Source organism: Wolbachia endosymbiont of Protocalliphora sialia (assembly GCF_053891855.1).
Genome location: NZ_JAIUJX010000002.1, coordinates 97989 through 123201, shown reverse-complemented (window position 1 = coordinate 123201; position 25213 = coordinate 97989). Strand labels below are relative to the sequence as shown.

Below are 25213 nucleotides of genomic sequence, written 5' to 3'. Positions count from 1 at the left end.
GGTGTGAACTTTGTCTTCTTTCAATATTTACTATTCTTCTGTGGATATATGCTGCTTTATTTATCAAGACAAAGTATACCAATTGCTCTACCACTGTTAATAGATACTGACCATGTAAAATTAAGCTATTTTTTTGCCTGCTTTTCTTTTTTTTATGGAGTATCAAAATTTGTTAATGGAATAATCATGGACTCCAAAAATAATCCATTATTTATGTTTGGGCTATGCAATATTGCAACTGGATTATTAACCATTGGTATAACTTTATCATATAATAATCTAACTTTATTACTGTTAACATTAATATTATTAGCTTGGACACAAGGGTTAGGTTGGCCAGCTATTACCAAGTTTATGGTTACAAACTCTAGCATCTCTTCAATTGCATCATCATGGGGAGTTATGAGCTCATCTCAGCAACTTGGTTCTTGTATTACTTTAATTGTATTACCAAGTATAATCAAAATATATGATGCAAAGAGTGCATTTTTGTACTCTGGTCTCTTATGCTTACTTTTTGGAATTTACATAATATTAAAAGCATATCACAAAGAAAGTGCCAACTTTACTACCTATTATAAGGTGCAGAAATCTCAGATAGGTATCAAAGTGAAAAGTTCCATATGGTTTCTATGTTGTGCTACTTTTTGTGCTTATATTATAAAAATGGGAATCTTTTTTTGGTTTCCTATAATTTTAAGGGATAAATTACAAATTTCTCTTGTACAATCCTCACTAATAACAGGCGTATATGATTTAGGTGGAATCCTTGGAACTTTAATCACAGGAAGAATTAGTGATATGTACTTCTTTCAAAATAGAAGCTTGCTGGCATTACTTTACATGTTGGGTATAGCACTCACTTTTATTGTAATGAATTTTGGTCAAAACATAATTCTTATGAACCTTGGTGCAATCTTATCAGGATTCTTTATATTTGGAACGCAAGTACTGACAGGTGTTATAGCTGTAGAAATTGCTCCACAAAATAATGTATGTGCAATTGTAAGCTTAACAGGATTATTTGGGTATATTGCAAGTTCAATATTTTCATGCGTGCTCTTAGGAGTACTTGTTAAGCACTGTGGTAACAGTATTATGTTTTCATTTTTTTCCATTTGCTCTGTTGTTGCACTCGTTTGCTTTTCCATATTATCAAGCAAAGACCTTAAAAAACTAAGTAAAGCGGTGTAGAAAACATTTCTCAACAGTTAAACTTTGTAGATAGATTTTTTACCCAAGGAATAAACATGGTAACCATATCTTAGTAACAGCTCGTTATCTAATAAATTACGGAAATCAAAAACATTAGGTGCAGCCATAATACTCTTTAAACTTGCAAAATCTTGATTTTTAAATTCTTTCCACTCCGTTAACAATAACAAGGCTTCCGCGTCCCTTGCAGCCCCTATAGCATTATCCGCGTACTCTATATCCTTTAGAACTTGCCTAGCATTATCCATCCCCATTGGGTCATATGCAGTAATTTTAGCCTTGTTATTCACTAACAATTGTGCAATATCTATAGATGGGCTATTTCTTACATCATCAGTACCAGACTTAAAAGTTAGCCCCCATATCGCTATTTTTTTATTTTGGACTCCATTTAATAGATATTCTACCTTTTTAGCAATGTTTGTTATATGATTATAGTTAGATTCCTTAACTGAATTTAAAATTTGTAGCTTGACATTGTGATCTTCAGCAAGCCTTATTAAGGCCGATAAATCTTTAGGAAAACATGATCCTCCAAATCCTGGACCAGCTTTGAGAAACTCCTTACCTATTCTATGGTCCATTCCCATACTGTTAGCTAAAAGGTCAATGTCTGCTCCTAATAGCTCACATAAACCTGCCATCTCATTGATAAAAGCAACCTTTGTTGCTAGAAAAGCATTAGAAGCATATTTAATCATTTCAGCAGTAACTGTATCAGTGACCATTAACGGAATATTCTTATCTATAAATGATTTATATATAACTTCTAGTTTTGCCCTAGCTAGCTTAGTTTTTACTCCTATTATTATCCTATCTGGGTATAAAAAATCTGATACTGCAGAGCCTTGCTTGAGAAACTCTGGATTAACCCCCAAATCAAAGTTATAGCCCTTATTAGATAAATAATTATATATATTTTCTGCAGTACCAGGAGGAACAGTTGACTTTATCACTATTAAGCAATCTTGATTAACTCTCTCAGAAACTTCACTTACTGCATTATATACATTCTTTAAATTTGCATTTCCTAGGGAGTCTGATGGAGTATCTACAGTTATAAATACTACTTCTGTATTGGGATTTATTTGAAAATACGAATCGAAAAATCTTATCCTTTGTGACTTTATATTATTCTCTAAATAATCTGCTAATCCAGGTTCATATAGAGGAATGTTCCCTGATTTCAAAAGTTCAATCTTCTCAGTATTTATGTCAATGCAATCAACTTTATGGCCCTGCTCCGATAACATTGTACCAGATACTAATCCTACATACCCTACTCCTATAATAGTTATGTGCATTTTATTATCACCTTAAAAATATAGCTTAGCATCTAAAATAAATACCATTAACAATTATAAACTTTTGTTGTTACATTATTTTTCTTAATTGCCTTACCTTCCGAATAAGCTATAAATAAGGTTGATGGTATTAATATCAAAGTACCATATAAAGCACTTTTATCAGGTAATTCATTAAATATAACATATGCTACTATTGCAGAAATTATTAGTTCTATGTATCTATACGGTGCAAGTGCAGTAGCATCAGTAAGAGCAAAAGCTTTTAACATGAAGAACAGAATTAGGTTTGAACTTATTCCTAAAATCAGCAGTAATATTAATTCTGACAAGGAAGGCATATGCCAATAAAATAACAAAGGTGGAGTAGAAAAAATAGTTGTCGTTAGAGCTGAATAAAATAACATACTTATTACTGACTCTTTTATTACAAGTTTCTTATTAAGTATGTCTAATATAGCAAAGATTAATGCAGATACAATAAAAATAAGAATTTTAGGATTAAAATCTTCACTATGAGCTTTGGTAGTAATAGCAATACCAACAAAGCCAATAACAGTTACTATCCATCTTTGCCAAATTATATTTTCGTTTAGCAAAGGGATTGCAAGAAGTATAACAAATAATGGTATAGAAAAACTTATAATCGTTGCAGTTACTATGGGGAAAACAGTCAACCCGTAAGTCCATAAGGTCATTCCACAAAACAACAACCCACCCCTGGTTATTTGAGTAGATATTTGACTTGTTTTAAAAGTTTCTATTCCATAGTAAAACATAAAAGGTACAAGGGTAATAGTGGTAAACAGAAAGCGGAAAAAAATTATTTCAAAACTCTGAAGATGTAAACTTAGATATTTTGATATAGTATCATTAGCTACACTACTAAGTAAGCTAAGTATAAACCAGATAACCCCAAACAAATAAGCTCTCAATCTGTAATCCATAAAGCTTCTGATTTAATAGATACGATGTACTCATATAATTTTACTACAAAACTAATAATATAAAAGTTTTCTGATGTACGTCCCCAGAATGTGATCGTAAGGGTTCATTATAAATAATTCGGGAAATTTCGTCTCTTTAGACATATTAAGAGCTATGTAACGAACGTTTATGGGAACGTTCAAAAAAGTGTGTCAAACCGAATTTTCAATTCAACTCAATCTTTAATCTACCAGGGAAAAAAATATCGAGTTGAGATATAGATAATGCCCAATCATGTACAGGCATCGTCCATTTCTCCTCGACCTTTCTTATAGCACAATATACCAGCTTGTACAAGGCATTTATGCTGGTGAATGCGCCTTTGGTCTTGGTAAATTTCCTAATTTGCCTGTGTAGCCCCTCGATGGGATTAGTGGTATAAATTAGCCTTCTAACAGGACCTGAATACTTGAAGTAACCAGATAAACTTTCCCAATTGTTCTGCCAAGATTTCACAACTAATGGATACTTTTCGCCCCATTTTTCCTCCAGCTCAAGCAAATAATTTTCTGCAATTTCTTTACTTGTAGCGCGGTATATTTTTTTCAAATCATTCATGAAAACTTTTACATCTTTGCTTGATACGTATTTCAGAGAGTTCCGTATTTGATGCACTACACATAGCTGTACTTCCACATTAGGAAATACGCTATTTATAGCTGCAGGAAAGCTTTTTAGGCCATCGACACAAGCTATCAAAATGTCTTCTATTCCTCTCTCTTTCAAGTCATTTAATACGCCTAACCAGAAGCTAGCTCCCTCGCTTTCTGCTAAGTAAAAACCCAGTACTTCTTTTCTGCCATTTTGGTCTATTCCTAATATGTTATACATGCACTTACTTACACAGCGACCGTCTTCTTTTACCTTAAAAAACATCCCATCCATAAATACTATTGGATACACTGATTGCAGTGGACGGCTACGCCATTCATTGATTATAGGTAGTAATTTATCTGTAATTCCAGATATCTCTGCTGCAGATATTTTATGGTCATAAATTTCTTCCACATATGATGCTATATCTCTGTATCCCACACCACTTGCAAACATGTTCAAGACCTTTGTTTCAAGTTCTGTTGTTTGCCTTTTTTTCACTATCTGTGGTTCAAAACTTCCCTCTCTGTCTCTTGGTGTCAATAGTTCAAATGAACCTGCACTTGTTTTCAAAGTTTTTCCATTCCTTCCGTTTCTACGATTGTTTTCTTCGCTTTCAGTAGATAAATGATGTTCTATTTCACCCTCCAAGCTTGCTTCAAGTAGCCTTTTTACAAATGGCGTTAATGCACCATCTTTTCCCATTAATGGTCTACCTTCTCGTATAGACGACAAGATATTTGTTTCTAATTCTTTATAATCTACCAAACCAGTAGTTCTATCTGCTATTCTTTGACTCATGTCAAACCTCCATTTTTTTATCTCAATTATATTTTACTTCTCGGTTTGACACAGTTTATTTAACCATACGCGTCAAGTTAAGGAAATACTGTCAAATATAGCAACATTTAAAGAGGGTATTTTATTTGTTACATTTATTTTTTAGGAAATTCTTGCCTAAAATAATGTAAATTATTAACTTAACTGCTTAATATTTAAAATAGTTTTTTACCATTTTCTTCCCTCCTTATGTCACTTTTCCTTAACTTGACGCGTATGGTTTATTTAACACTCCCACGTTTATATTGTGAGTAATAGTAAGGCTCAAGGTAAGGAAAATGCTAGTGAGGTAAAGTAGAATAACGTTGATTTGATAATTTAAGCTCATTCCCTCTTGCTACATCTCTCTTTAAATATCTCCTCTTTTGCAGCAGGTCTATAGAATTATACAGAGTATTTTATCTTCCAATACAGGCAATCTTGACGTTCTTCCATGGCATTTCTTCTGTTCTTGAACTTTTTCCCACTCTGGGCGCACTTTTTCTACAATCTTTTCAAATTCTTCTATTTTCAAACCTGTTACATCTCGAAAATTTCTCGGATGTTCTTTTAGATTATGGTAGTTTAAGCTCATCTTCCCTCTCTATTCTCTTGCTATACCTCCCTATTTTATAACCATTCCCACTCTTTTGCAGCAGGTTTAAAGAAATACTAAAGGCAAAAGATACGCTTGCGTAGTTCGAAAGCTTTCTATAGGATAAGTCTCACCTGATTTACAAATAGAATTGTTATGTTAGATGTTTGCTATTTATTCTTAAGCTCATTTTAACAGCATTTTGCTTTTTTTAGTATGTAGGGGTTTTCTAGGAATTATCCTATTGAATTCTATGATATTATTTTTTGTAACATTGTTATACATATCATATCAATAAGAGTATTTATCCTTGTTTTTAATCTCTGCAGATTTAACAACAAAATTCAGTAAAAAACTCAGGTATATATTGGCAGATTACATAAAATTATAGCGGCTGCATGTCTTTTTTATTTTTTCTACATTCAGCCAAATCGCGCTTGTTAGCACATTATCAATTTACATTATTAAAACTCGCTATACGGGGATTCTTTTGCCTTTTTTCTTCATTTGGTGAATTTCTTAATACTTGTAACTAAAGCTTCAGGCCAGCACTTGATGCTGGAATCCAGAAATCTTTTGAGCACAAAAGTTATGCTAGGTTTTGTTGGTAAGAAACCAGTGTCAGCTACTCGGATGACACCAAAGGGGCACTTGGATAGAGGCTGCTTGAATAACACCATCATAAGGTGAACCAGTGTCAAGCACTGGAATGACAAGGAAAGGGCTACTTGGATGACAAGAAAAAGGACGCTGATATGACACCAAAGAGGCTGACACCACCATAAAGTAAATTCCACTAACACTATAGGAGACTAACATGAACTTTTTAAAATTTATCGAACTATGCTTTCAAACGGTGATGCCGGGATGTGAGTATAACAATTATCAGTATATAAAAATTATAGCAGACAGGCTTGAAGCAGCAAGCACTGGTGAAGTGAAGCGAATAATATTCAATATGCCTCCGCGCTCGATGAAGTCTATGTGCGTGAGTGTTGCATGGCCCGCATGGATACTTGGTAATCAGCCAACCGCAAGAATAATAGTTGCAAGCTATTCTCAGCGGCTTAGCGAAAAGCATTCGCTTGACACCAGGTGCGTGATGCAGTCTAGTTGGTATAGAGTGCTATTTCCAGAGGTAGAACTATGCAAAGACCAGAACACTAAATATAAATTTCAAACAGTGCAGAGAGGATGTAGGATTGCAACATCTGTTGGTGGAACACTGACTGGTGAAGGTGGAGATTTTATCGTCGTGGATGATCCACTGAGTTCCTCTCAAGTATAATGCACCCATTTGTCTAGACCATTTTTTTCAAAGTGATCCGATTTTTAAAATGAATATGTTGATAAATACGTCGACACACATTTAAAGTATTTATCAATATATTCATTTACTGTTTATGATAATAAAGATCAGCAGGAACTTTATAATGTAGAGTCTGATGTCGCCTTCTATAGTTATACCAAGCAACAAAATCATTTATTATAAGATTTAAATCTCTGATACTATTTGGTCTATAATAATATATAGCTTCTTGCTTTAAAGTTCTCCATAAGCGCTCAACAAATATATTGTCGAAGCAACGTCCTTTATGGTCCATACTGATTTTAATATTAGCACGCTCTAATTCCATAATAAAGTTGTAGCTAGTAAACTGCACCCCCTGATCACTATTAAAAATCTCAGGTTTACCTTGTTTTAGAGCTTCTTTGAGAGTATAAAGGCAAAATCCAGCATCGAGATATGGTGATAATGAATGAGCAATAATATAGCGACTATACAAGTCCATTATTGCCACAAAATAGATAAACTTACCTTCTACCATAATATATGTTATATCAGTAGCCCATACCTGATTAACTCTACAAATAATCAAATCTTTGAGTAAATAAGGATATATTTTATGCTTTTTTTCTTTAATACTTGTATTACATCTTTTTCTACAATACAGCCCACTAATCTTCATTTTTTTCATAATTCTTAAGATTTTTTTGTGATTGACTACTACTCCACTCGCTATGATTTCAGCAGTAATTTTACGATATCCATAACGGCAATCAGAAGCCAAATATACTTCTTGAATCAAATTTGCTACTTCACTTTCGTTATTAATTATAGGCCTATAATATAGGCTAGATCTGCAAATCCCCAATAAATCAGCCTGTTTCCTAATTGACAGATCAGAATCTTTTTCTATAAACCTTACTCTATCTTTTTTGCTTATTTCAGTAATTTTTTTTTCAAATAGCTATTTTCCACTGTCAATTCTCCTATTACTTTATGTAAACTTTCTATTTCTTGCGCTAAGATTCTTTGTTTTCTCGCACTTTCACTTTCTTCAACAAATAGGTCTTTTAACCTTGCCAATACTCTATCACGCCAATCATATAGATTTGTTGATGGTATTTTATATTCACTACATATCTCAGCTGTGCTTTTTTGATTTTTTATTGCTTCCAAAGCTATCTTTGCTTTTAACTCTGGTTCATATTTTTTTGTCGCCATACTTTTACCCCTTTACCTTCCTACTCGGATCAACCATTTTTTTTTGGTCTAGTTTATGGGGTGCATTATAGATTTTACTTTGAAGATCTATGCAGCAACAGCAGAAGCACTGGGGAAATTTGAGAAGAGATTTAAGTTAGAAAAAGTAAAGATTGCTGAAGCTAAAGAAGGAAAAATGACTCTTGTACTTGAAGGTATGTATCTTTCAGAAGGCAAGTTCATAAATATTAGTGGAGTAGTTGTTTAGAAATGCAAACATCTAATATTATTGAAAAACTAAGCTATGAGGAAATATTTTCGAGAATGAAAGAAGAGTTAGTAAATCGAGACACAAGTTTTACAGCATTAGTTGAAAGTGATCCAGCGATAAAGATTCTGGAGGTGGCAGCATGGAGAGAGTTGTTACTCAGAGAAAGAATAAATGAAGCTGTAAAAAGTAATTTACTAAAATTTGCAACGGGAGAAGATCTTGGTAATTTAGCTGAATTTTATGGAGTAGAGAGAGAAAAAGAAGAAGAGGACGAACGATTTAGAAAAAGAATAAAAGCAAAAATAAAAGGCTGGAGTACAGGAGGAAGTAAAGAGTATTATCGTTATCAGGCACTGTCAGCAGATAGTAGAGTAAAAGATGCATTAGTAGAATCACCTATACCAGGGAAAGTACAAATTTCAATCTTATCAACACAATTATCCACAACTGGCATAGTGTCAGAAGAACTACTAGAAATTGTAAAAAAGCAGGTTACTAGAGATGATATAAGGGTTTTAACAGATACGATAACAGTAATTGGTTGCAATATTACGGAAATAGATATTCACAGCAGAATGAGCATGAGTCCTGTAATATCAGAGGAAGAAATCAAGAAGCAGTTTATTAAGAAGTTTGAATTAGCAAAAAGATTAGGGTGGAGTGTAACAAGATCATGGATAATAGCGAATCTATTTGTAGATGGTGTAGAAAATGTGGAATTGATCGAGCCAAGAGAGGATGTTGTGGTTCTGGGAAATGAATCTGCAAATTTGAAAAATTTAAAGATTGAGTGGAATTAATGTTATTGCCACCAAATGCAACAAAACAGGAAAAAGCGCTAGTAGATGCGATAGATTATAAGGTTGATCCAAGCTGTATTAGAGGATTTAAATTTAGATTGGAAGAAGAAACATTGCCGTGGATAATAGAAGAATATGGTTTAGAAGAAATACTACGCTGGGTAAAAGATAGAAGAAAAGCAGTAGTAGAAGGAGTAAAATTTCAAAGACTGCGAGGAACACCTAAATCACTTAAAATAGCACTCAAGTGGGCAAATATAGAAGACATTACAATCATCGAAGAACCACCCGGTAAACACTTTTTTGAGTTGCAAGTAGGGATAAAAGAGGTACCAAATGACTTCTTCGTAGATGCAGTAGTAGAGCTGGCAAAACTATCACTGCCTGTAAGATCGAGGTTGATGAGGATTTTTAACGATTATTATAATGCGCAGAGATTTATATTGGATGAGAGTTTATTTGGAGATCTTCTTTCTGATTATTCAGGAGTAAAAATAGAAAAAGATGGACCAGTGTTATCATTTGGAAGAGTAAATTTTTTCAGGTCTAGTGGTCCAGTTATTAGAATTATAGAAAACTATCTACGCGATCATTATGAACGAGCTTTAAGCAATGATATATATCGCCTAGATGTAGCAATCCTTGGAGAAACAGAGCCTCACACAAAGAATTATAACGGTATTTATGAAAGAAATCATTTGTGGTACAACTTAAAAGCACTATATCCATTACCACAGAGTTTATTACCATCGATTAAATTTGCAAAAGCGCAGATAGTATTATCAGACAGTTGGGATTTAGGAGACATAAATACGTGCTTTCCAGTTAGTAGCGTAGAAGAAAGAGGAAATAAATTTGTATTGGGAAGCGATAAACTTTCAGGGCAATATTGGAATTTAAAACACAAGCCAATTTTAGAAAGATTTAGCGTTACTCACAACTATAAAGTAGAAAATTATACAGATCAGAAGGTCAGAAAATATGTTTTAGCAGAACACAACGTTTACTATAAAAACGATTTAGATTCAGAGCAAAAAGACTCAATACACGAATTAGAAAAGCACATTTTAGTATTTTACCCGGGAGTACTGAAGTGGCATGAACATCGACATTTGCACAGAAGTTGGAAAGATAGTCGAATAATATCTCTAATAAGTTAAGCACTTATATTTAGATCATCATATATTATATTAATAATAGGTAAAAGTGTATGAAATAAAAAGAAAAGGACTTGCTTTCTCATGCTAAAAAGGACATGACTTGAATAGCAGCAGGTAAATATAAGAAATTTGTCTGGCGCTAGAAAAGCTAATTTTGTGAGGTATGAAATGAGTTTTAGCAAGAGTAAGTTTTTTAAAGAAGTATCAAGTAACGGGTTTAAAAACATTAATAAAAGAAATGAAGAAGGAGAGACGATCTTGCATCAAGCAGTAGAAATCTCCGATTACACAACAGTGAGGTTATTAATAAAAAAAGGGGCAGAGGTAAATGCAAGAGATAAAAATGGTTATACACCACTACACTGTGCAGTATTTGCAAAAAGCTTAGAAAATGTAAAAGTGCTGCTAAGGGAAGGAGCAGAAGTAAATGCCACTCAATATGTCAGTGGATGTACGCCATTGCACTCTGCATGCAAAATAGGAGGAGCAGGAGTTGAAATAATAAAAGAGCTAGTAAAAGCGGGAGCTGAAGTTAATCAACTGAATAAATATGGTGCAACACCAATGTATTACATCTGGGAAAGTGAAAAGTATTCTCTGTGTGATAGCAAAGAAAGTGAAAAGGCAAGCAAATTTTTGAGAGAAAAAGGAGGAGTAATAAAAAATAGAGAACTGACATGCTATGGAATAGAGAGGCTAGTGGGAGAAATAGCAGACATGTTGAATGGGAGTTATTTGCCGGAGTTAAAAATAATAGAGATAGAAGAAATAAGGAAGAGAGACAAATCACTGATAAAGGAAGAATGTAAAAATTTAGCAAGCAAAATAATGAGCCAAGTGAACGAAATGATAGATGAGGTAGCGAAAAGGAAGGTTTAAAAGAGGGATTTAAATTTAAAGAAAAGGTGAGGTGGATTATGTTAAAGCTTGGCAAATTTAATAAGTCAGCAAAAGAATTATTAGAGAACTCATATGAAAATATTTATGAAAGAGACGAGAAGGAAAGAACAGCTCTGCATTATGCAGTAGACGCAAAAACAGTGAAGTTATTAGTTGAAAAAGGAGTGAATGTGAATGCAGCAGATGTGAAAGGATACACAGCACTGCACCTAGCGGTAACGGAGAAACGTCTAGAAATCGTGAGGGAATTGATAAAATCAGGAGCAGACGTAAATGCTGAGGAATATGGAAATAAATGCATACCTCTACACCTTGCGTGCATGGTAGGTGAAAAAAAAATAGTGGAGGAGCTGGTAAAAGCTGGAGGAGAAATAGAGCAAGCGGATAAATTTGGAATGATAGCGATGGATTATGCGAAAAATAGCAAAGAAATAGCCGAGGTATTAAAGAAAGAAACAGAGAAAATGGAAAGTTTGTTAAAAAAATAAGAGTCGTATCAGAAAGCGCAACAGCAGTTGGTAAAGGAAGGGCTAGACCAAATTTGAAGGCTGTAGCTGATAAAAGTTGGTCTTTTTCATAAGAGTAAATGGATTGATGGAAAAAAGGAGTGGTAAGGCTCCTTGCACTACAAAAACATTTGCAGGAGAAACTATGAGAAAAAGAACATTAACTTGCCGATACGAGCCAGATGAATTAGCGGAACAACATCTAGCAGACGCCTATGAGCTGTTACTAAGGTATGCGGTAAAAAGAAACAATGAAAAGGAGATAAAGAAAAATGATAACAGTGGCCTTATATGCAAGAGTTTCATCGAAGAGTCAAGCGCAGAACAATACAATAGAGAGTCAAATTGCCGAGCTCAAGCATAGAATTGCTGCAGATAAGCATGAGTTACTGAATGAGTATGAATTTAAGGATGATGGGCTTAGTGGGTGGAGTTTAGAACGTGAAGGTTTAGATGCATTACGTGATAAAGTAGGAGAAGATCAAATTGATAAAATTTATATTCATTCACCTGACCGACTATCAAGAAAATCTGCACATCAAATGATACTACTTGATGAATTTGAAAAAGCAGGAGTAGAAGTAATATTCTTAAATCATAAGACTGAAAATAATCCAGAGTCTAAATTGTTATTGGGAATGCAAGGATTAGTGGCAGAATATGAGTGTACAAAGATTATGGAACGTAGTCGTAGGGGAAAACTCCATAGAGCAAAAAAAGGCTGTGTAAGTGTAATTGGCATTGCACCTTTTGGTTATAATCGTATAAAGCATGTAGATAGAGAAAAGACAAAGTTTGAAATAAATGAAGAGGAAGCAAAAATAGTAAAGCAGATATTCATGTGGGTAGGGCAAGAGAGAATAAGTATAAGGGAAGTGATACGTAGACTAAGAGATAAGTCAATTAGAACAAGAACTGGAAAGAAGGTGTGGTGTCCAATAATAATTTGGAAGGTGTTAAGAAATCCAGCATATAAAGGACAAGCAGCGTTTGGTAAATTAAAGAGGGTTGAAAAAAGAGAAAGAAATAAACAAAAGGTTTCTATCTGTCGCACAGATGAGGACAGCTGGATTTATATACCAGTACCAAAAATAGTTGATGAAGGGTTATTTAATAAAGTACAAAAGCAACTGGATGAAAATAGAAAAAGAGCAAGGATGCAGAGAGAGGGAGGAAAAAAGAAATACCTATTACAAGGTCTAGTTGTGTGTCAAAACTGTGGATATGCGTATAGTGGTGCACAATGTGGAGTTGAGGGAAAAAAGTTTAGCTATTATCGCTGTAGTAGTACTATACGTATTACTGATGGTAGGGAGAAGTGTACTAATAAATTGGTCCGTACAGATATGTTAGAAACAGCTATATGGGAAAAGGTGAAAAATTTACTAAAAAACCCAGAGATAATAAAAAATGAGTATCACCGTAGAATTGCAGAAAATAAAAATGATGAATCATCAGATAAGAAGCTTGCAAGAAGAGAAAATCAAATAAAACAAGGCATCGAAAAGTTAATGGAAGACTATTATAGTCAAGAAAATGTAGGAGATAAAGGATATATAAGTGAGGAAGAATTTAAACAGACGATGAAAAGAATGAGGGAACGCTTAAGAGGGATAGAAGAAGAGAAGAAAAAGGTAGTTGATCAAAAAGCGATAGAGAAGGGAATGAACCTTATCATCAACAGTATAAAGAGTCTTTATTCCAGTGTAAAATCTAATTTGGAACAGCTAGATTGGCAAACTAAGCGTGGCATCATTAAAGCATTAGTAGAACGAATTCAGATTGGTTATGACCAGGTAGAAGTGGCGTTTAGAATAGAAGAACCAGCACAGGATGGAGAGATTTTTAATTTGCAACATTGTACTGGACGTCATGATAAGGGAGTTGGGGAAATTTGTAAAGTAATCTTTTTCGTTTGTATTCCCTTATGCTTGAGATAACTCCATGTAGGTTCATGGATCTCCTTACTCTTTATTTCCATGAATTCCCTTTGAAGTTGAATATTGAAAATTAACTGGAGAATTGTGAATTACTTTGTATATGTCATAACAAGCCATGGCGCTCTCAGCAAAACCATTTAGTATCAATTTTAGTTTGCCTGGATAAGTAGCTATATCTCCGATTGCATATATTCTATCTCTACTAGTTCTAAGCGTAGCTGAATTAACAACTATGCGGCTATGTTCTAACTGTATACCCCAATTGTTTATTGGACCAAGATTCATTGACAGTCCAAAAAATGGCAGCAAAAAATTAGCGGATATTTCTTTTTCTTCCTTAGAGGCAATGTTTTTTACTATCACTGCTCTCAACTGCCCATTACCTCCTGCTAGTTCGTGTAATTGATATGGCACTACCAGTTCTATCTTTCCATCATTTTCAAGTGATTCTAATTTATTTCTAGTTTCAGGAGTGCAGCGAAATTCCTTTCTCCTATGTATCACATAAATTTTCTTCGCAACCTTAGAAAGTTCTACAGTCCAATCAGCCGCAGAATCACCCCCCCCTGCAATGACTATAGTTTTATCCTGAAAATCAGAAATCTTATTTACGCTATAAAACACAGATTTATTTTCATATTCTAATATACCACTTAAGGGTGGACGATTAGGCTCAAACATTCCGTTACCTGCAGCAATGATAACGGCTTTGCATTTTACCTCTGTACCTATGTTCGTTATGATAGTAAAGTTTTCACCTTCGTTATTTGAAATCTTTTCCACTTTTTGACTTAAATGGTAAACAGGCTCAAACGGTGAAGCTTGCTCCATTAACTGCTCAATTAATTTTTGGGCAGTAATTACAGGATAACCAGGTATATCATATATTGGCTTTTCTGAGTAAAGAGCTGTACATTGTCCCCCTGCTTGATCCAAAACATCTATTATATTACATCTCATATCAAGCATTCCCGCTTGAAAAGCAGTGAATATTCCAATAGGCCCTGCACCTATTATTACTATATCGGTTTCCATATTCAGATGGTGATCTATTTATAGATATTAGCTTTCTTTGCTAACAAGGTCAATTTACAAAGGGATGTATTTTTAAAAGATGTGGCTAGATTAGACAAGATTTCCAGCGTTACGAACCATCTAAATAAGCTCTAAAAATTAACTAACATTTTAAATCTGAGAAGTAAGTGCGGACGGAATGGGATTCGAACCCATGGTACGTTTCCGTACGTCAGTTTTCAAGACTGGTGCCTTAAACCGCTCGGCCATCCGTCCACCTCTTTTTTACCACAATATTTAATTTCAAGCAATCTATAAAAATCTTACTTGCCTACACAAAAGCTACTAAACACACTATCCAATATTTCCTCAACATTAATAATTCCAATTACTGCACCAAGTTCAAATGCAGCAAGCCTCAAGTCTTCAGATATCAACTCAATTGGATTATAGATATTAAAACGCTGTAAATGTTCCAGTGCTTTCTGCATGTGATTCCTATGTCTTTGCCGAGTAATCACAGGAGTGTCTCTATCATGCCCAAATTTTTCCTTTGCCTTCTCTTTTATGAGAGAGATCAATTTGTTTGTACCTATTCCCTTTAGAATAGAAATGGGTAAAAGATCTATGCCATTAATTTTTATATTGTGATTATTGATAACATCGTCAGCTTTGCCCAATACATAAATAGTATCGCTATTTACAACGTTGCAATTGATATTATAACGTTGTTCAAAAGTAAATAGCTCTATTCTTAAATCAGCTTCAAAAGACCTCTTTTTTGCTCGACTTATACCTTCTGATTCTATTGGATCTGAACTTTCACGAATTCCAGCAGTATCAGAGAGAATGATTGGGTATCCGCCAATGTCAATATGAGCTTCAAGTATATCTCTTGTTGTGCCTGCATATTCAGAAACAATAGCAATATCACGCTTGGCTAAGAAATTAAACAGAGTTGATTTACCGACATTTGGTTCACCAGTTATTACAATATGTAAACCCTCACGCAACCTTTCGCCCCGTCTATTATCATTTAAATGCTCTTGTATCAACTGCACGAGAGATTGCACTTCATTATTAATTTTTTCCAATTCACTTTTTTCTGCCCAAATGTCCTCTGGAAAGTCTATATATGCTTCGATTTTAGATTGTATCGTTATTAATCTTTGCCTCCAATTGCTGTATAGTCTCTCCAATTCTCCTGACATCTGCTTAATCGCTTGTTTAGCTTGCATTTTCGTTTCAGCATCAATTAAGTCTGCAATTCCTTCTATTTGCGTTAAGTCAAATTTACCATTTAGAAAAGCCCTAAGTGAGAATTCTCCAGGCCTGGCCATAACGAAAATTTTTGATAATTTCTCCAAGATGATTTTTATGACGGCCTTGCTTCCATGCACTTGTAACTCTATAACATCCTCACCAGTGAAACTGTTTGGAGCAGGGAAATAGATGATTATTCCATTATCTATCAATTGATTGGAATCATCATATAGATCAACTAAAGTAGCAAATCTTGGTTTAATTTTTTTCTTAATATGAAAATGATTTAAAGCTTTAAGGGCGTAGTTGCCTGAAATTCTGATTACTGCAACTCCTGACTTACCAAATACGGTCGACAAAGCAAAAATAGTTTCATTTGTGTTTGTCATTATTTATATAAACTACTTAGCAATTTAAGAAATCGAAATACCTAATCTAAAAAATTTTTGCTTATATTACTTATTCATATTAATGCAGTATTAGTAAATATATTGTACAGAAAAACTACAAAAGTCATCCAGATGAAAATATTTATTTTGAAAACTGATAATATGATTTATAATGACTGACACAAGTTTTAAATATTATGCTCAAGAAATTAGCTTGGTATTGGTCTTCTGTAGAGTTAATTAAAGGGTTTGTTATTACATTAAAATATATGTTCAAACCAAAGGTTACTTTGAGGTATCCTATGGAGAAGGGCTCTTTAAGTCCAAGGTTTCGTGGTGAGCATGCGCTGCGTAGGTATCCAAATGGTGAAGAACGATGCATAGCTTGTAAGTTATGCGAAGTTATCTGCCCTGCTCAAGCAATAGTTATTGAAGCAGAGGAAAGAGAAGACGGTAGTCGCCGCACTACGCGCTATGATATTGATATGACAAAATGCATATACTGCGGACTTTGCCAAGAGGCATGTCCAGTTGATGCAATTGTGGAGGGTCCTAACTTTGAATTTGCTACTGAAACAAGAGAGGAGCTAATGTACAATAAAGAAAAGCTATTGCGTAATGGTGAAGTTTGGGAAGAAGCAATTGCACTCAGGTTAAAAAAGAATAGGCCGTATTATTAACTAGGTATGTCAACAATTAAAATTTCTTACAGCAAGTATGTAATAGATCTCTTGTACAACTGTTATTTAACTGAAAGATCAGTAGCTCATCTTTTGGTGTCATTCCAGCGCGTGACGCTGGAATCTAGAAAAGAAAGAAACATGGATCCCAGTGTCAAGCACTGGGATGATAAAAGGTCTAATGAATGATAAAAGTTACCTTTTTAGCCGAACAAAAAGTAAAAGAATACAGTGGTAGAGTCACTGGCTTTGATATATTACAACCGGATGCTTTGAGAGAAGCAATTGCCTTTAAGGTAAATGGTGAGTTGTATGATCTCTCACGTGAAATTGAATCTGATACAGAGATAGAGGTAATACAACTGAGTGACGAAGCGGGTTTAAATATAATAAGGCATGATGCTGCTCATATAATGGCGCAGGCAGTAAAAGAGCTCTTTCCTAATACTCAGATTACTATCGGGCCAACAATTCAAGATGGTTTCTACTATGATTTTGCTACAGATCGTGCCTTTACCACGGACGATCTTACTGCAATAGAAAAAAAAATGAAGGAAATTATAAAAAGTAACCACAGATTCGTCCGAGAAGTTTGGACTCGTAAGCAGGCAATTGATTTCTTTAGTGATATAGGTGAAAGATACAAGGTTGATATTGTCTCATCAATACCAGAAAATGAAAACCTAACTGTTTATAAACAAGGCAACTTTGTAGACCTATGTTGTGGTCCGCACTCACCATCAACTGGCAGAGTTAAAGCGTTTAAACTTATGAAAGTAGCAGGTGCATACTGGCGTGGCGATTCTAAGGGCCCAATGTTGCAAAGAATATATGGCACCGCGTGGAGAAATAAGGATGAATTAAATACTTATCTTAAACGTCTGGAGGAAGCAGAAAAACGCGACCACCGCAAAATTGCTAAGGATATGGACTTATTTCACATTCAAGAGGAAGCTGTTGGGCAGATTTTTTGGCATGAACAGGGATATACTTTATATAATGTTCTTGAGTCTTACATCAGAAAAAAGTTAATGAACAATGGCTACTTTGAGGTAAAAACACCTATTTTAGTAAGCAAAGAGCTGTGGGAAAAATCGGGACATTGGGATAAGTTTCGTGAAAATATGTTCATTATTGATGAATCTGAAAGTAAAAAGCTAGCAATAAAACCCATGAATTGCCCTTGTCATGTGCAGATTTTTAATTCTCACACCAGAAGCTATCGTGATTTACCGATACGTATGGCAGAGTTTGGCACATGCCATAGAAATGAAAGCTCAGGCTCATTGCATGGAATGATGCGAGTGCGTGGTTTTACGCAAGACGATGCACATATTTTTTGTATGGAAAAACAAGTGAATTCTGAAACTGTAAAGTTTTGTGACCTTTTAAAAGAAGTATATTCAGAACTTGGGTTCAATGAAATTTCTGTGAAATTTTCAGACCGTCCAGATACTAGATCAGGTAATGATGAAGTGTGGGATAGAGCTGAAAGAGCACTGCTTGAAGCAGTTAAAGAAGCAGGGCTTAGTTATGAACTTAATCCTGGTGAAGGTGCATTTTATGGTCCAAAGTTAGAGTTTGTTTTGAAAGATGCAATAGGTAGAAATTGGCAATGTGGAACGTTGCAAGTTGATTTTATTTTACCGGAGCGGCTTGGAGCTTTTTATATAGGAGCAGACGGACAAAAGCACCACCCTGTTATGCTACATAGAGCAATTCTTGGAACTTTTGAACGTTTTATTGGGATTTTGATAGAAAATTATGCAGGAAAATTTCCAATTTGGCTTGCTCCAACGCAACTTGCTATTCTGACCATTATAAATGAAGCTGATGGTTATGCTACTGAAATCAGCAATATTTTAAAAGAACAAGGTGTTAGAATTAAGACCGATTTGACCAATGAAAAAATTAGTTATAAGATACGCTTGCATAGTTCAAATAAGGTACCTATATTATGGGTTATAGGTAAAAATGAGATCATCAATAGAACTGTGTCAGTGAGAAATTTAGGGTCAGAAGAACAAGAGTCTTTTCCTTTGGAAAAGGCTACTGAATTGCTTTTAAAAAGTATTAATTTGAGTTAAGGGAGAAAAATTTGCAAGTTCAAAAGAATAATAAAAACAAAATTAATGAATCCATCACAGCTAAGGAAGTACGCTTAGTTGATCATAATGGTGAAATGGTTGGAATTGTTCCAATAGGACAAGCTTTGGAAGTTGCACAAAGTGTTAATTTAGACTTGGTAGAAATTGCACCTGATTCAACTCCTCCAGTATGTAAGATTCTGGACTATAGCAAACAAAAGTATGATATAAAAAAGAAGGCAAGTGAAGCAAAAAAGAAACAAAAAACATTAACTATAAAAGAAATTAAACTCGGTCCTAATATTGGTGATCACGACTACGAAACAAAATTGCGTCAAGCAAGGGATTTTCTTGTGCATGGACATAGAATTAAAGTCACAATGAAATTTAGAGGGAGAGAGCTTATGAACATTGAAATTGGACTGGAAAAATTAGAACGGCTAATTAGAGACGCTGAAGATATTGCAAAAGTAGAATTAGCACCTAAAAGGGAAGGAAATCAATATTCTTTAACTTTAGCTGCTAAGTAGTAAAATCATTTAAAAATATAAGTTAAGTTACTATCCTCTCTTCAATTATATGACGAAAATGTCTGATTAATCCTTGAACTGGCCAAGCTGCAGCATCGCCAAGTGCACAAATTGTATGCCCTTCTATTTGAGTTGTAAGGTCAAGTAGCTTATCTACTTCACCAGGTTTAATATTTCCTGCTACCATTCTTCTCATAATTCTCCACATCCATCCAGTGCCTTCACGGCATGGTGTACATTGTCCGCAGGACTCATGCATATAGAAATGTGATAATCTTTCTATTGCAGCTATTATGTCAGTTGATTTATCCATCACTATTACAGCAGCAGTACCAAGCCCTGATTTTGCAGCCCTTAATGAATCAAAATCCATTTCAATAGTATCACATATAGATTTTGGAATTAATGGGACTGAAGACCCACCAGGTATTACAGCAAGTAAATTATCCCAACCTCCTCTCACTCCACCTGCGTATTTTTCAATTAATTCACGCAGTGAAATTCCGAGCTCTTCTTCAACATTACATGGATTATTTACATGCCCTGAAATGCAAAAGACCTTAGTGCCAGTATTATTTGGTTTACCCAGAGATGCAAACCACTCTCCTCCGCGATTTAGAATATCTGGAACTATGGCTATAGTTTCAACGTTGTTTATTGTGGTTGGGCAGCCAAAAAGTCCAACACCCGCAGGGAATGGAGGTTTCATTCGAGGAAAGCCCTTTTTTCCTTCAATTGATTCAAGTTGAGCTGTTTCTTCTCCACATATGTAAGCTCCTGCACCCCTATGAATAAACACATCAAGATCATAACCTGATTTGCAGGCATTTTTTCCAATTAAGTTTTCTTTATAGGCTTCCTCAAGTGCCTTTTTTAGAACTAAATATTCATTATAAAATTCACCCCTGATATAAATATATGCAACTGATGCGCTGATCGCTCTGCCAGCTAGAAGAATTCCCTCAAGTAACTTATGTGGCTCATATCGTAATATATCTCTATCTTTACACGTACCAGGTTCTGACTCATCTGCATTGACTACTAAATACGCTTTTAAAGGATTTTTAGGCATAAAGCTCCACTTAAGGCCAGTAGAAAATCCTGCACCCCCTCGACCTCTCAAGCCAGATTTCTTTACTTCATCAATGATTTTTTCTGATCCTAAATCCAGTAATTCCTTTGTTTTTTGCCAACTACCACGTTTTTTTGCACCTTCAAGTAGTGGTGTTTCTCTACCATTTAAGTTTATGAATATTTTATCCTGTTCTTTTAGCATGCTTTTAAGATTCTAAGTGATCCCGACGCGATTCGAACGCGTGACCCACTGATTAAAAGTCAGTTGCTCTACCGGCTGAGCTACGGGATCATTTTATTTTTCAGCTACACTAAACAGTAATATAGTTTTTATCCGTTTTAATCAAACTAAAATTTTCATGTGTGATTAAATAAATTATATAATATACTGCGTTAGTGATAATTTAATTAAAAATTTTTGAAGGAAAACTTCTTGTTAATTAACAGATTTATTTGGCAAAGCTGACTTACAACTCTAAAAAGATAGAGAATTTTACATAACTGCAGAATTTGTGAACTATTTAGCAATAGATAAATATTTCTTGCATTTCAGCCTGAGTGATTTATGCTTTAAGCAAAAGTGGGGGTATAGCTCAGCTGGTAGAGCATCTGTTTTGCACGCAGAAGGTCAGCGGTTCGATCCCGCTTGCCTCCACCAATATAGGTTCAACATACCATAAAGCCAGCCTATTTATTCTATCGGGGTTTTATACTAATTCTCTAGTGATATTTTGTTATTACAATTCTAGTACAAACCAATTTAATCATAAATTAATCAATAAATGTTAGAATAGATATAATTAAATTTATTAGATAATACTTATGAGTGGAAAAAAACTTGTCTTTAAGATGGTACCCGGAGAGGAATTATCAAAAGGATTTGGTAGCAGCGTCTATTGGCCTGACTTTTCTCATTTTCAACCTGTTAAAAAAGTTAAGCTTGTGCAACTGGAAAAAGAAGATGAAGCGATAGAATTACCAATAAGATTATGCGGCGATAACATCGCTAGAGATGGGTTTTATTGCATAAGGAACGAAGAGGAGAATACCCTGAAAAGTATTCTTTCTAGAGATAAACCAGGTTATACAGAAAACAGTTGTGCATTTGTATATTACGGTGATATGTTGGTCAAGCTATCAATGGAATCGAAGTTTATAAGTAGAGGAGATGGTGGTAGTAGTTTGCGTAATAATGTTAAATCTGAGAGATCGAAACATAGTTATGTAACACAGGAAGAGCTGGATGATACTTACAAATATTATTTCTCAGATTATCAAGGAAATATTATTAATTCACCTGACAATCAGGCATTACAATATATTGGACTGGATGTCAGTGAAGAAACAATAAAAGATATATTATCTAAAATACCAGAGAATATACTACTATCAAAGATGTTTGCTAAAATTTTTGTTGAGAAACTAACAGAAGGTCAGTTAGAAATTCTTGCCAATACTCTTCGTCCAGGCCAAATAGAGGATTTAGTAGAGCACTTAACAGATAATCAATGGCAAGCTTTGGTGAGTCATTTAACCAACCACCAATTACACATTCTTGTTCATGAATTAAATCAAGAAAAGTTACAAATAATTGTTCCTATTTTAAATGATGCTCAGCTTGAAGCTCTAGTGAGAGACTTAAATCCAGAGCAAGTAAAACAAATTTTCCCTCACCTTAAAATGGATCAGTTCCAGATGGCGATCAAGACAATGAGTAATGACCAGTTTGTAGAACTAATAAAAGATGCACCTGAGCAAATTTTAAGCACTCTTTTTAATGAAGCGTTAAAAGATCGACTTCCAACTCTAGTAAAAATGTTAGAAGGAGATAAATTACATAATTTAGTTAAGAAACTAGACCACGAGAAACTTGCAATAGTAGCTCAGGATTTAACTGATTCTAATAGGATTCAGATTATTATTAAGTCTTTAGCTGACAACCCAGAAAAACTTCAAGCCTTTGCTCGCAATATGTCTAATGAGCAGTTTAAAGAACTTTTGGACAATTTAGGTGCAGGAGAGCTTAAAGATATTATTCACAAATTGCCTCACGAGAAAGTTATATCTGTGATTGGTGATCTTGATAGTAAAGATCATTCTAAAGATATTATTGATGCATTGAAGGAGGAGTTTTATAAACAAAAAGAATCGATAAATGAGTTACACAAAAAGCTCGACGAATTTACCACACCGCCACCAATGGATTCTCCATATGATGTTATGGAAGAAGGATATTATGAGTTAATATAGATAAATAGCTCTAGATTTGGAGCTATAGCAAAGTATTCCAATGATAAGCAACTTATACGTTGTTTATTATAGTTAAGGATTAGTTAAATTTTTTTACATGACTATGGAGGTAAGATATGACAATCGACAACAGTGTACAAAATAGCACACAGAATCTTGCAGGGATTAATAGTGAAGGAAGTAAGCCAATTATGAGTAAAATTGATCCCATCAAATTCACAGCTAGTGGAACACCTTACACAGCAGATCAATTAAAGCGGCCTGCACCATTCTCCCATGTTCAAAATATTATTGGGAAAGTAACTGACAATATGAATAATATGATTGATATATTAAATACAACATTAAAAGCTGAGCAAACTAAAGTTATAACATTGATAGGTACAGTTGGTGATGAAAATAGTGGACTAATAAAGACAATTAACGATTTAAAGTCCGAATTAGAACCACCGCCAATGGATACCCCTGAGTTCATTTAAGAAAAAAAGTAACAGCTTGCCAGCAGGCTGTTACTCTTTTTACATGCTATTTCAGTGTAACTGAGTTGATTTTAAAATTTTATGGAGCTAACATGAGTAACAACAGTAAACAAGAAAGCGAAAATAACTTTGAAGTAATAAACCAAATGAGCGATTTCAACTTTAAAGAAATAGACAATATAGAAGTTGAAGTTAAGCCCACAAACTTTGAGGACATTGCAGATAAAATTGCAACAATTCATTACGTCTATCAAGTTATGGATAAGTTAATCTACGATTTAAATGAGAAGTTTGTCTCTAATTTGAATGTCTCACTTATGAAAAACATAGTACAACTTCGAGAAGAGTCTCTTGATACAAACCAACTCTTGGCCAAAGGTTTATCTCATTTGAATGAGTTAATTCAACAGGATGGATTTATTGATAATAATCAAAACTATAGAACATGGACAGAAGAACTTGATCACCTAAAGGAAGAAGTTGAAGGATTAAAAGCAGCAATAATTGACCATAATAACGTAAAATGGGAAGCGCCAGCCAGCTCTGATATATTGTAGTAGTTAAGAAAGTAGCAGTTTGCTAGCAGGCTGTTACTCTCTCTACATATCGTTTCAATACAGCTGCATTAGGGAATCTATTTTAAAACTTTCGGCTTGTAGTTCTCATCATGTTTTGCAAACACCGTATCTGCAAGAAGGGTGCTGTTATCAGACATTTTACCTTGCACAACAACACCACTTTTTTCTGAAAACATCGGTGGAAGTATTCCCTGGTATTTCACCGTGACGCTTTTATTAAAATCTGTCATTTGAAAAACTACTTCGCTTTCGCTCCGTATCACGCTATTTTCAACAACCATTCCACCAACACGGATTGGCTTTTGACTATTTGGTAAAACTATTGCCTCACTTACTGTATAGAAAAATGAGATATTTTCTTTGAGCGTTGTTAAAATAAAAAAAACTGCACAACTTAAAAAACAGAAAATTCCTGAAGTTATAAGTAATCGCTTATGTTTCTTCTTCATTTTTGCTTTTAAGACTTTCTAAGTTTTTTTTACTTTTAATATAGCAAGAAACAGTAAAAATCAAATTTCCACCAATCAGTATGAAACTGATAAGGTAAGCAAAAATTACATATGTATTCATAATGCATTGCCAATAAATAACTCACCTGCATTAAAATAAATTAAGCTTCCATTCTTTTGCTGCAACACCAATTTACCACTTTTGTCTACATCAGCAAAAATTCCTTCATACAATTTATCAGCTAACTTTATAGTAATTTGCTCATTCACTTTGAATGCTCTTGTGAGCCACATTTCTCTTATAGCATGAAACCCATCAAATAGCCATTGCTTTCTTAGCTTATTAAAATTTATTATTAATTTTTTTAGTAGATCTATGTTAGACACAGACTCACCGTAATTGCTAATGCACGTTGTTCCTGGAAGTGGTGCATGATTGACATTAATTCCAATTCCTATAACAAGCCAATGCGAATTGGACTTTCTTTCAAGCAATATTCCACTGATTTTTTTATCATCAATCAAAACATCATTTGGCCATTTATATTGAACATTACTATCAGCTATAAATGACAGTAATGTATTGCCAACAGCAACAGCAGTCACAAAAGTCAATTCTGTCAATTTGCTGACATCCGTTTCTTGGTTAATTATCAAACTCGCATAGAAGTTACCTTCTGGAGAAACCCAACTTTTTCTAGTGCGTCCCCTACCTTCTGTTTGTTTATCAGCAATAATAACGGTTTCATTTGATATTCCTTTATTAATTAAATCCAATGCTTCCGTATTAGTGCTTGAAACTTCTTTGTAATGATAAATATGAAAGCCTTCAAGGATCACC

General features: G+C 34.3%; 24 protein-coding genes, 3 tRNA genes and 2 pseudogenes. 16 read left to right on the top strand and 13 right to left on the bottom strand.

Features of this window, described 5'->3' with window-relative positions; all coding sequences use genetic code 11:
• Window positions 1-48: 48 nt before the first annotated feature.
• Complete coding sequence (locus tag LB100_RS01535; protein ID WP_456201151.1) at window positions 49-1194, top strand: MFS transporter; 1146 nt, start codon at window positions 49-51, stop codon at window positions 1192-1194.
• Between the two features lie 17 nt (window positions 1195-1211).
• On the opposite strand, the gene LB100_RS01530 is transcribed toward LB100_RS01535, so the two are convergent.
• The 4 genes from LB100_RS01530 to LB100_RS01515 all read right to left on the bottom strand — a co-directional run bounded on the left by LB100_RS01530 (window position 1212) and on the right by LB100_RS01515 (window position 5514).
• Window positions 1212-2519, bottom strand: a complete 1308-nt coding sequence (locus LB100_RS01530) for a UDP-glucose dehydrogenase family protein (protein WP_456201149.1) — start codon at window positions 2517-2519, stop codon at window positions 1212-1214.
• A 47-nt stretch (window positions 2520-2566) separates the two neighbouring features.
• On the bottom strand, window positions 2567-3466 hold the full coding sequence (locus tag LB100_RS01525; protein WP_456201147.1) for a DMT family transporter: 900 nt from the start codon (window positions 3464-3466) through the stop codon (window positions 2567-2569).
• Window positions 3467-3671: 205 nt separating this feature from the next.
• Window positions 3672-4901 carry an IS256 family transposase gene (locus tag LB100_RS01520; RefSeq protein WP_456201145.1) on the bottom strand — a complete coding sequence of 410 codons (1230 nt, stop codon included), beginning with the start codon at window positions 4899-4901 and terminating at the stop codon, window positions 3672-3674.
• Window positions 4902-5316: 415 nt separating this feature from the next.
• Entirely contained in the window at window positions 5317-5514 is a 198-nt protein-coding gene (locus tag LB100_RS01515; protein WP_063630617.1) for a hypothetical protein, read from the bottom strand.
• An 817-nt stretch (window positions 5515-6331) separates the two neighbouring features.
• On the opposite strand from LB100_RS01515, the pseudogene LB100_RS01510 reads away from it, so the two are divergent.
• A pseudogene (locus LB100_RS01510) lies at window positions 6332-6796 on the top strand (phage terminase large subunit); the annotation flags it as partial.
• A gap of 112 nt (window positions 6797-6908) precedes the next feature.
• On the opposite strand, the gene LB100_RS01505 reads toward LB100_RS01510, so the two are convergent.
• Window positions 6909-8023 (bottom strand): IS3-like element ISWpi17 family transposase gene (locus tag LB100_RS01505; protein ID WP_214303219.1). Its coding sequence is split into 2 segments (ribosomal slippage): window positions 6909-7750 and window positions 7750-8023, totalling 1116 coding nucleotides; the frame shifts between segments, so codons are not numbered across the junction.
• A 70-nt stretch (window positions 8024-8093) separates the two neighbouring features.
• Here LB100_RS01505 and LB100_RS01500 point away from each other — a divergent pair.
• The 7 genes and pseudogenes from LB100_RS01500 to LB100_RS01470 all read left to right on the top strand — a co-directional run.
• Window positions 8094-8270, top strand: a pseudogene (locus tag LB100_RS01500) (GPW/gp25 family protein); the annotation flags it as partial.
• Between the two features lie 2 nt (window positions 8271-8272).
• Entirely contained in the window at window positions 8273-9073 is an 801-nt protein-coding gene (locus LB100_RS01495; RefSeq protein ID WP_456201143.1) for a baseplate assembly protein, read from the top strand.
• Complete coding sequence (locus tag LB100_RS01490) at window positions 9073-10233, top strand: phage tail protein (RefSeq protein WP_108784550.1); 1161 nt, start codon at window positions 9073-9075, stop codon at window positions 10231-10233. The genes LB100_RS01495 and LB100_RS01490 overlap by 1 nt, the downstream gene beginning before the upstream one ends.
• Window positions 10234-10401: 168 nt before the next feature.
• Window positions 10402-11112 carry an ankyrin repeat domain-containing protein gene (locus LB100_RS01485; RefSeq protein ID WP_135352802.1) on the top strand — a complete coding sequence of 237 codons (711 nt, stop codon included), beginning with the start codon at window positions 10402-10404 and terminating at the stop codon, window positions 11110-11112.
• Between the two features lie 38 nt (window positions 11113-11150).
• Window positions 11151-11621, top strand: coding sequence for an ankyrin repeat domain-containing protein (locus tag LB100_RS01480; RefSeq protein ID WP_456201141.1), 471 nt, complete (start codon window positions 11151-11153; stop codon window positions 11619-11621).
• A gap of 106 nt (window positions 11622-11727) precedes the next feature.
• Window positions 11728-12003, top strand: a complete 276-nt coding sequence (locus LB100_RS01475; RefSeq protein WP_017532679.1) for a hypothetical protein — start codon at window positions 11728-11730, stop codon at window positions 12001-12003.
• Window positions 11912-13579, top strand: a complete 1668-nt coding sequence (locus LB100_RS01470) for a recombinase family protein (protein WP_456201139.1) — start codon at window positions 11912-11914, stop codon at window positions 13577-13579. Before LB100_RS01475 ends, LB100_RS01470 begins: the two co-directional genes overlap by 92 nt.
• Window positions 13580-13603: 24 nt before the next feature.
• Here LB100_RS01470 and LB100_RS01465 read toward each other — a convergent pair whose 3' ends face one another.
• From LB100_RS01465 to mnmE, 3 genes are all read right to left on the bottom strand, one after another.
• Complete coding sequence (locus LB100_RS01465) at window positions 13604-14614, bottom strand: NAD(P)/FAD-dependent oxidoreductase (protein ID WP_456201137.1); 1011 nt, start codon at window positions 14612-14614, stop codon at window positions 13604-13606.
• Window positions 14615-14784: 170 nt separating this feature from the next.
• A tRNA-Ser gene (locus LB100_RS01460) sits at window positions 14785-14869 on the bottom strand.
• A gap of 47 nt (window positions 14870-14916) precedes the next feature.
• Window positions 14917-16245, bottom strand: a complete 1329-nt coding sequence (gene mnmE / locus LB100_RS01455) for a tRNA uridine-5-carboxymethylaminomethyl(34) synthesis GTPase MnmE (RefSeq protein ID WP_456201136.1) — start codon at window positions 16243-16245, stop codon at window positions 14917-14919.
• A gap of 197 nt (window positions 16246-16442) precedes the next feature.
• Here mnmE and nuoI point away from each other — a divergent pair, with 197 nt between their 5' ends.
• The 3 genes from nuoI to infC all read left to right on the top strand — a co-directional run bounded on the left by nuoI (window position 16443) and on the right by infC (window position 19542).
• Window positions 16443-16925: an NADH-quinone oxidoreductase subunit NuoI gene (gene nuoI, locus LB100_RS01450; protein WP_456201135.1), complete on the top strand. Its 483-nt coding sequence runs from the start codon at window positions 16443-16445 to the stop codon at window positions 16923-16925.
• Between the two features lie 185 nt (window positions 16926-17110).
• Window positions 17111-19012 carry a threonine--tRNA ligase gene (gene thrS, locus LB100_RS01445; RefSeq protein WP_456201134.1) on the top strand — a complete coding sequence of 634 codons (1902 nt, stop codon included), beginning with the start codon at window positions 17111-17113 and terminating at the stop codon, window positions 19010-19012.
• 11 nt (window positions 19013-19023) lie between these two features.
• Window positions 19024-19542 (top strand): translation initiation factor IF-3, encoded by a 519-nt coding sequence (infC, locus tag LB100_RS01440; protein WP_264719820.1) that lies wholly within the window; start codon window positions 19024-19026, stop codon window positions 19540-19542.
• Between the two features lie 22 nt (window positions 19543-19564).
• Here the strand turns inward: infC and nuoF are convergent, their stop codons facing one another.
• A complete protein-coding gene (nuoF, locus tag LB100_RS01435; RefSeq protein ID WP_264719821.1) occupies window positions 19565-20818 on the bottom strand; it encodes an NADH-quinone oxidoreductase subunit NuoF in 1254 nt (417 codons plus the stop codon).
• Between the two features lie 17 nt (window positions 20819-20835).
• Window positions 20836-20908: transfer RNA gene (locus tag LB100_RS01430), tRNA-Lys, on the bottom strand.
• A gap of 290 nt (window positions 20909-21198) precedes the next feature.
• Here LB100_RS01430 and LB100_RS01425 point away from each other — a divergent pair.
• The 4 genes from LB100_RS01425 to LB100_RS01410 all read left to right on the top strand — a co-directional run bounded on the left by LB100_RS01425 (window position 21199) and on the right by LB100_RS01410 (window position 23902).
• Window positions 21199-21274: transfer RNA gene (locus LB100_RS01425), tRNA-Ala, on the top strand.
• Between the two features lie 164 nt (window positions 21275-21438).
• Window positions 21439-22866, top strand: coding sequence for an MgtE intracellular N domain protein (locus tag LB100_RS01420; protein ID WP_456201132.1), 1428 nt, complete (start codon window positions 21439-21441; stop codon window positions 22864-22866).
• 116 nt (window positions 22867-22982) lie between these two features.
• On the top strand, window positions 22983-23345 hold the full coding sequence (locus LB100_RS01415) for a hypothetical protein (protein ID WP_456201131.1): 363 nt from the start codon (window positions 22983-22985) through the stop codon (window positions 23343-23345).
• A 92-nt stretch (window positions 23346-23437) separates the two neighbouring features.
• Window positions 23438-23902 (top strand): hypothetical protein, encoded by a 465-nt coding sequence (locus LB100_RS01410; protein ID WP_264336475.1) that lies wholly within the window; start codon window positions 23438-23440, stop codon window positions 23900-23902.
• A 77-nt stretch (window positions 23903-23979) separates the two neighbouring features.
• Here LB100_RS01410 and ccmE read toward each other — a convergent pair whose 3' ends face one another.
• The 3 genes from ccmE to LB100_RS01395 are packed head-to-tail and all read right to left on the bottom strand — an operon-like array spanning window position 23980 to window position 25212.
• Window positions 23980-24372, bottom strand: coding sequence for a cytochrome c maturation protein CcmE (gene ccmE / locus LB100_RS01405; RefSeq protein WP_264336476.1), 393 nt, complete (start codon window positions 24370-24372; stop codon window positions 23980-23982).
• On the bottom strand, window positions 24356-24493 hold the full coding sequence (locus LB100_RS01400) for a CcmD-like small membrane protein (RefSeq protein ID WP_456201129.1): 138 nt from the start codon (window positions 24491-24493) through the stop codon (window positions 24356-24358). The genes ccmE and LB100_RS01400 overlap by 17 nt, the downstream gene beginning before the upstream one ends.
• Window positions 24490-25212: a biotin--[acetyl-CoA-carboxylase] ligase gene (locus LB100_RS01395; RefSeq protein WP_456201127.1), complete on the bottom strand. Its 723-nt coding sequence runs from the start codon at window positions 25210-25212 to the stop codon at window positions 24490-24492. The genes LB100_RS01400 and LB100_RS01395 overlap by 4 nt, the downstream gene beginning before the upstream one ends.
• Window position 25213: the final 1 nt, after the last annotated feature.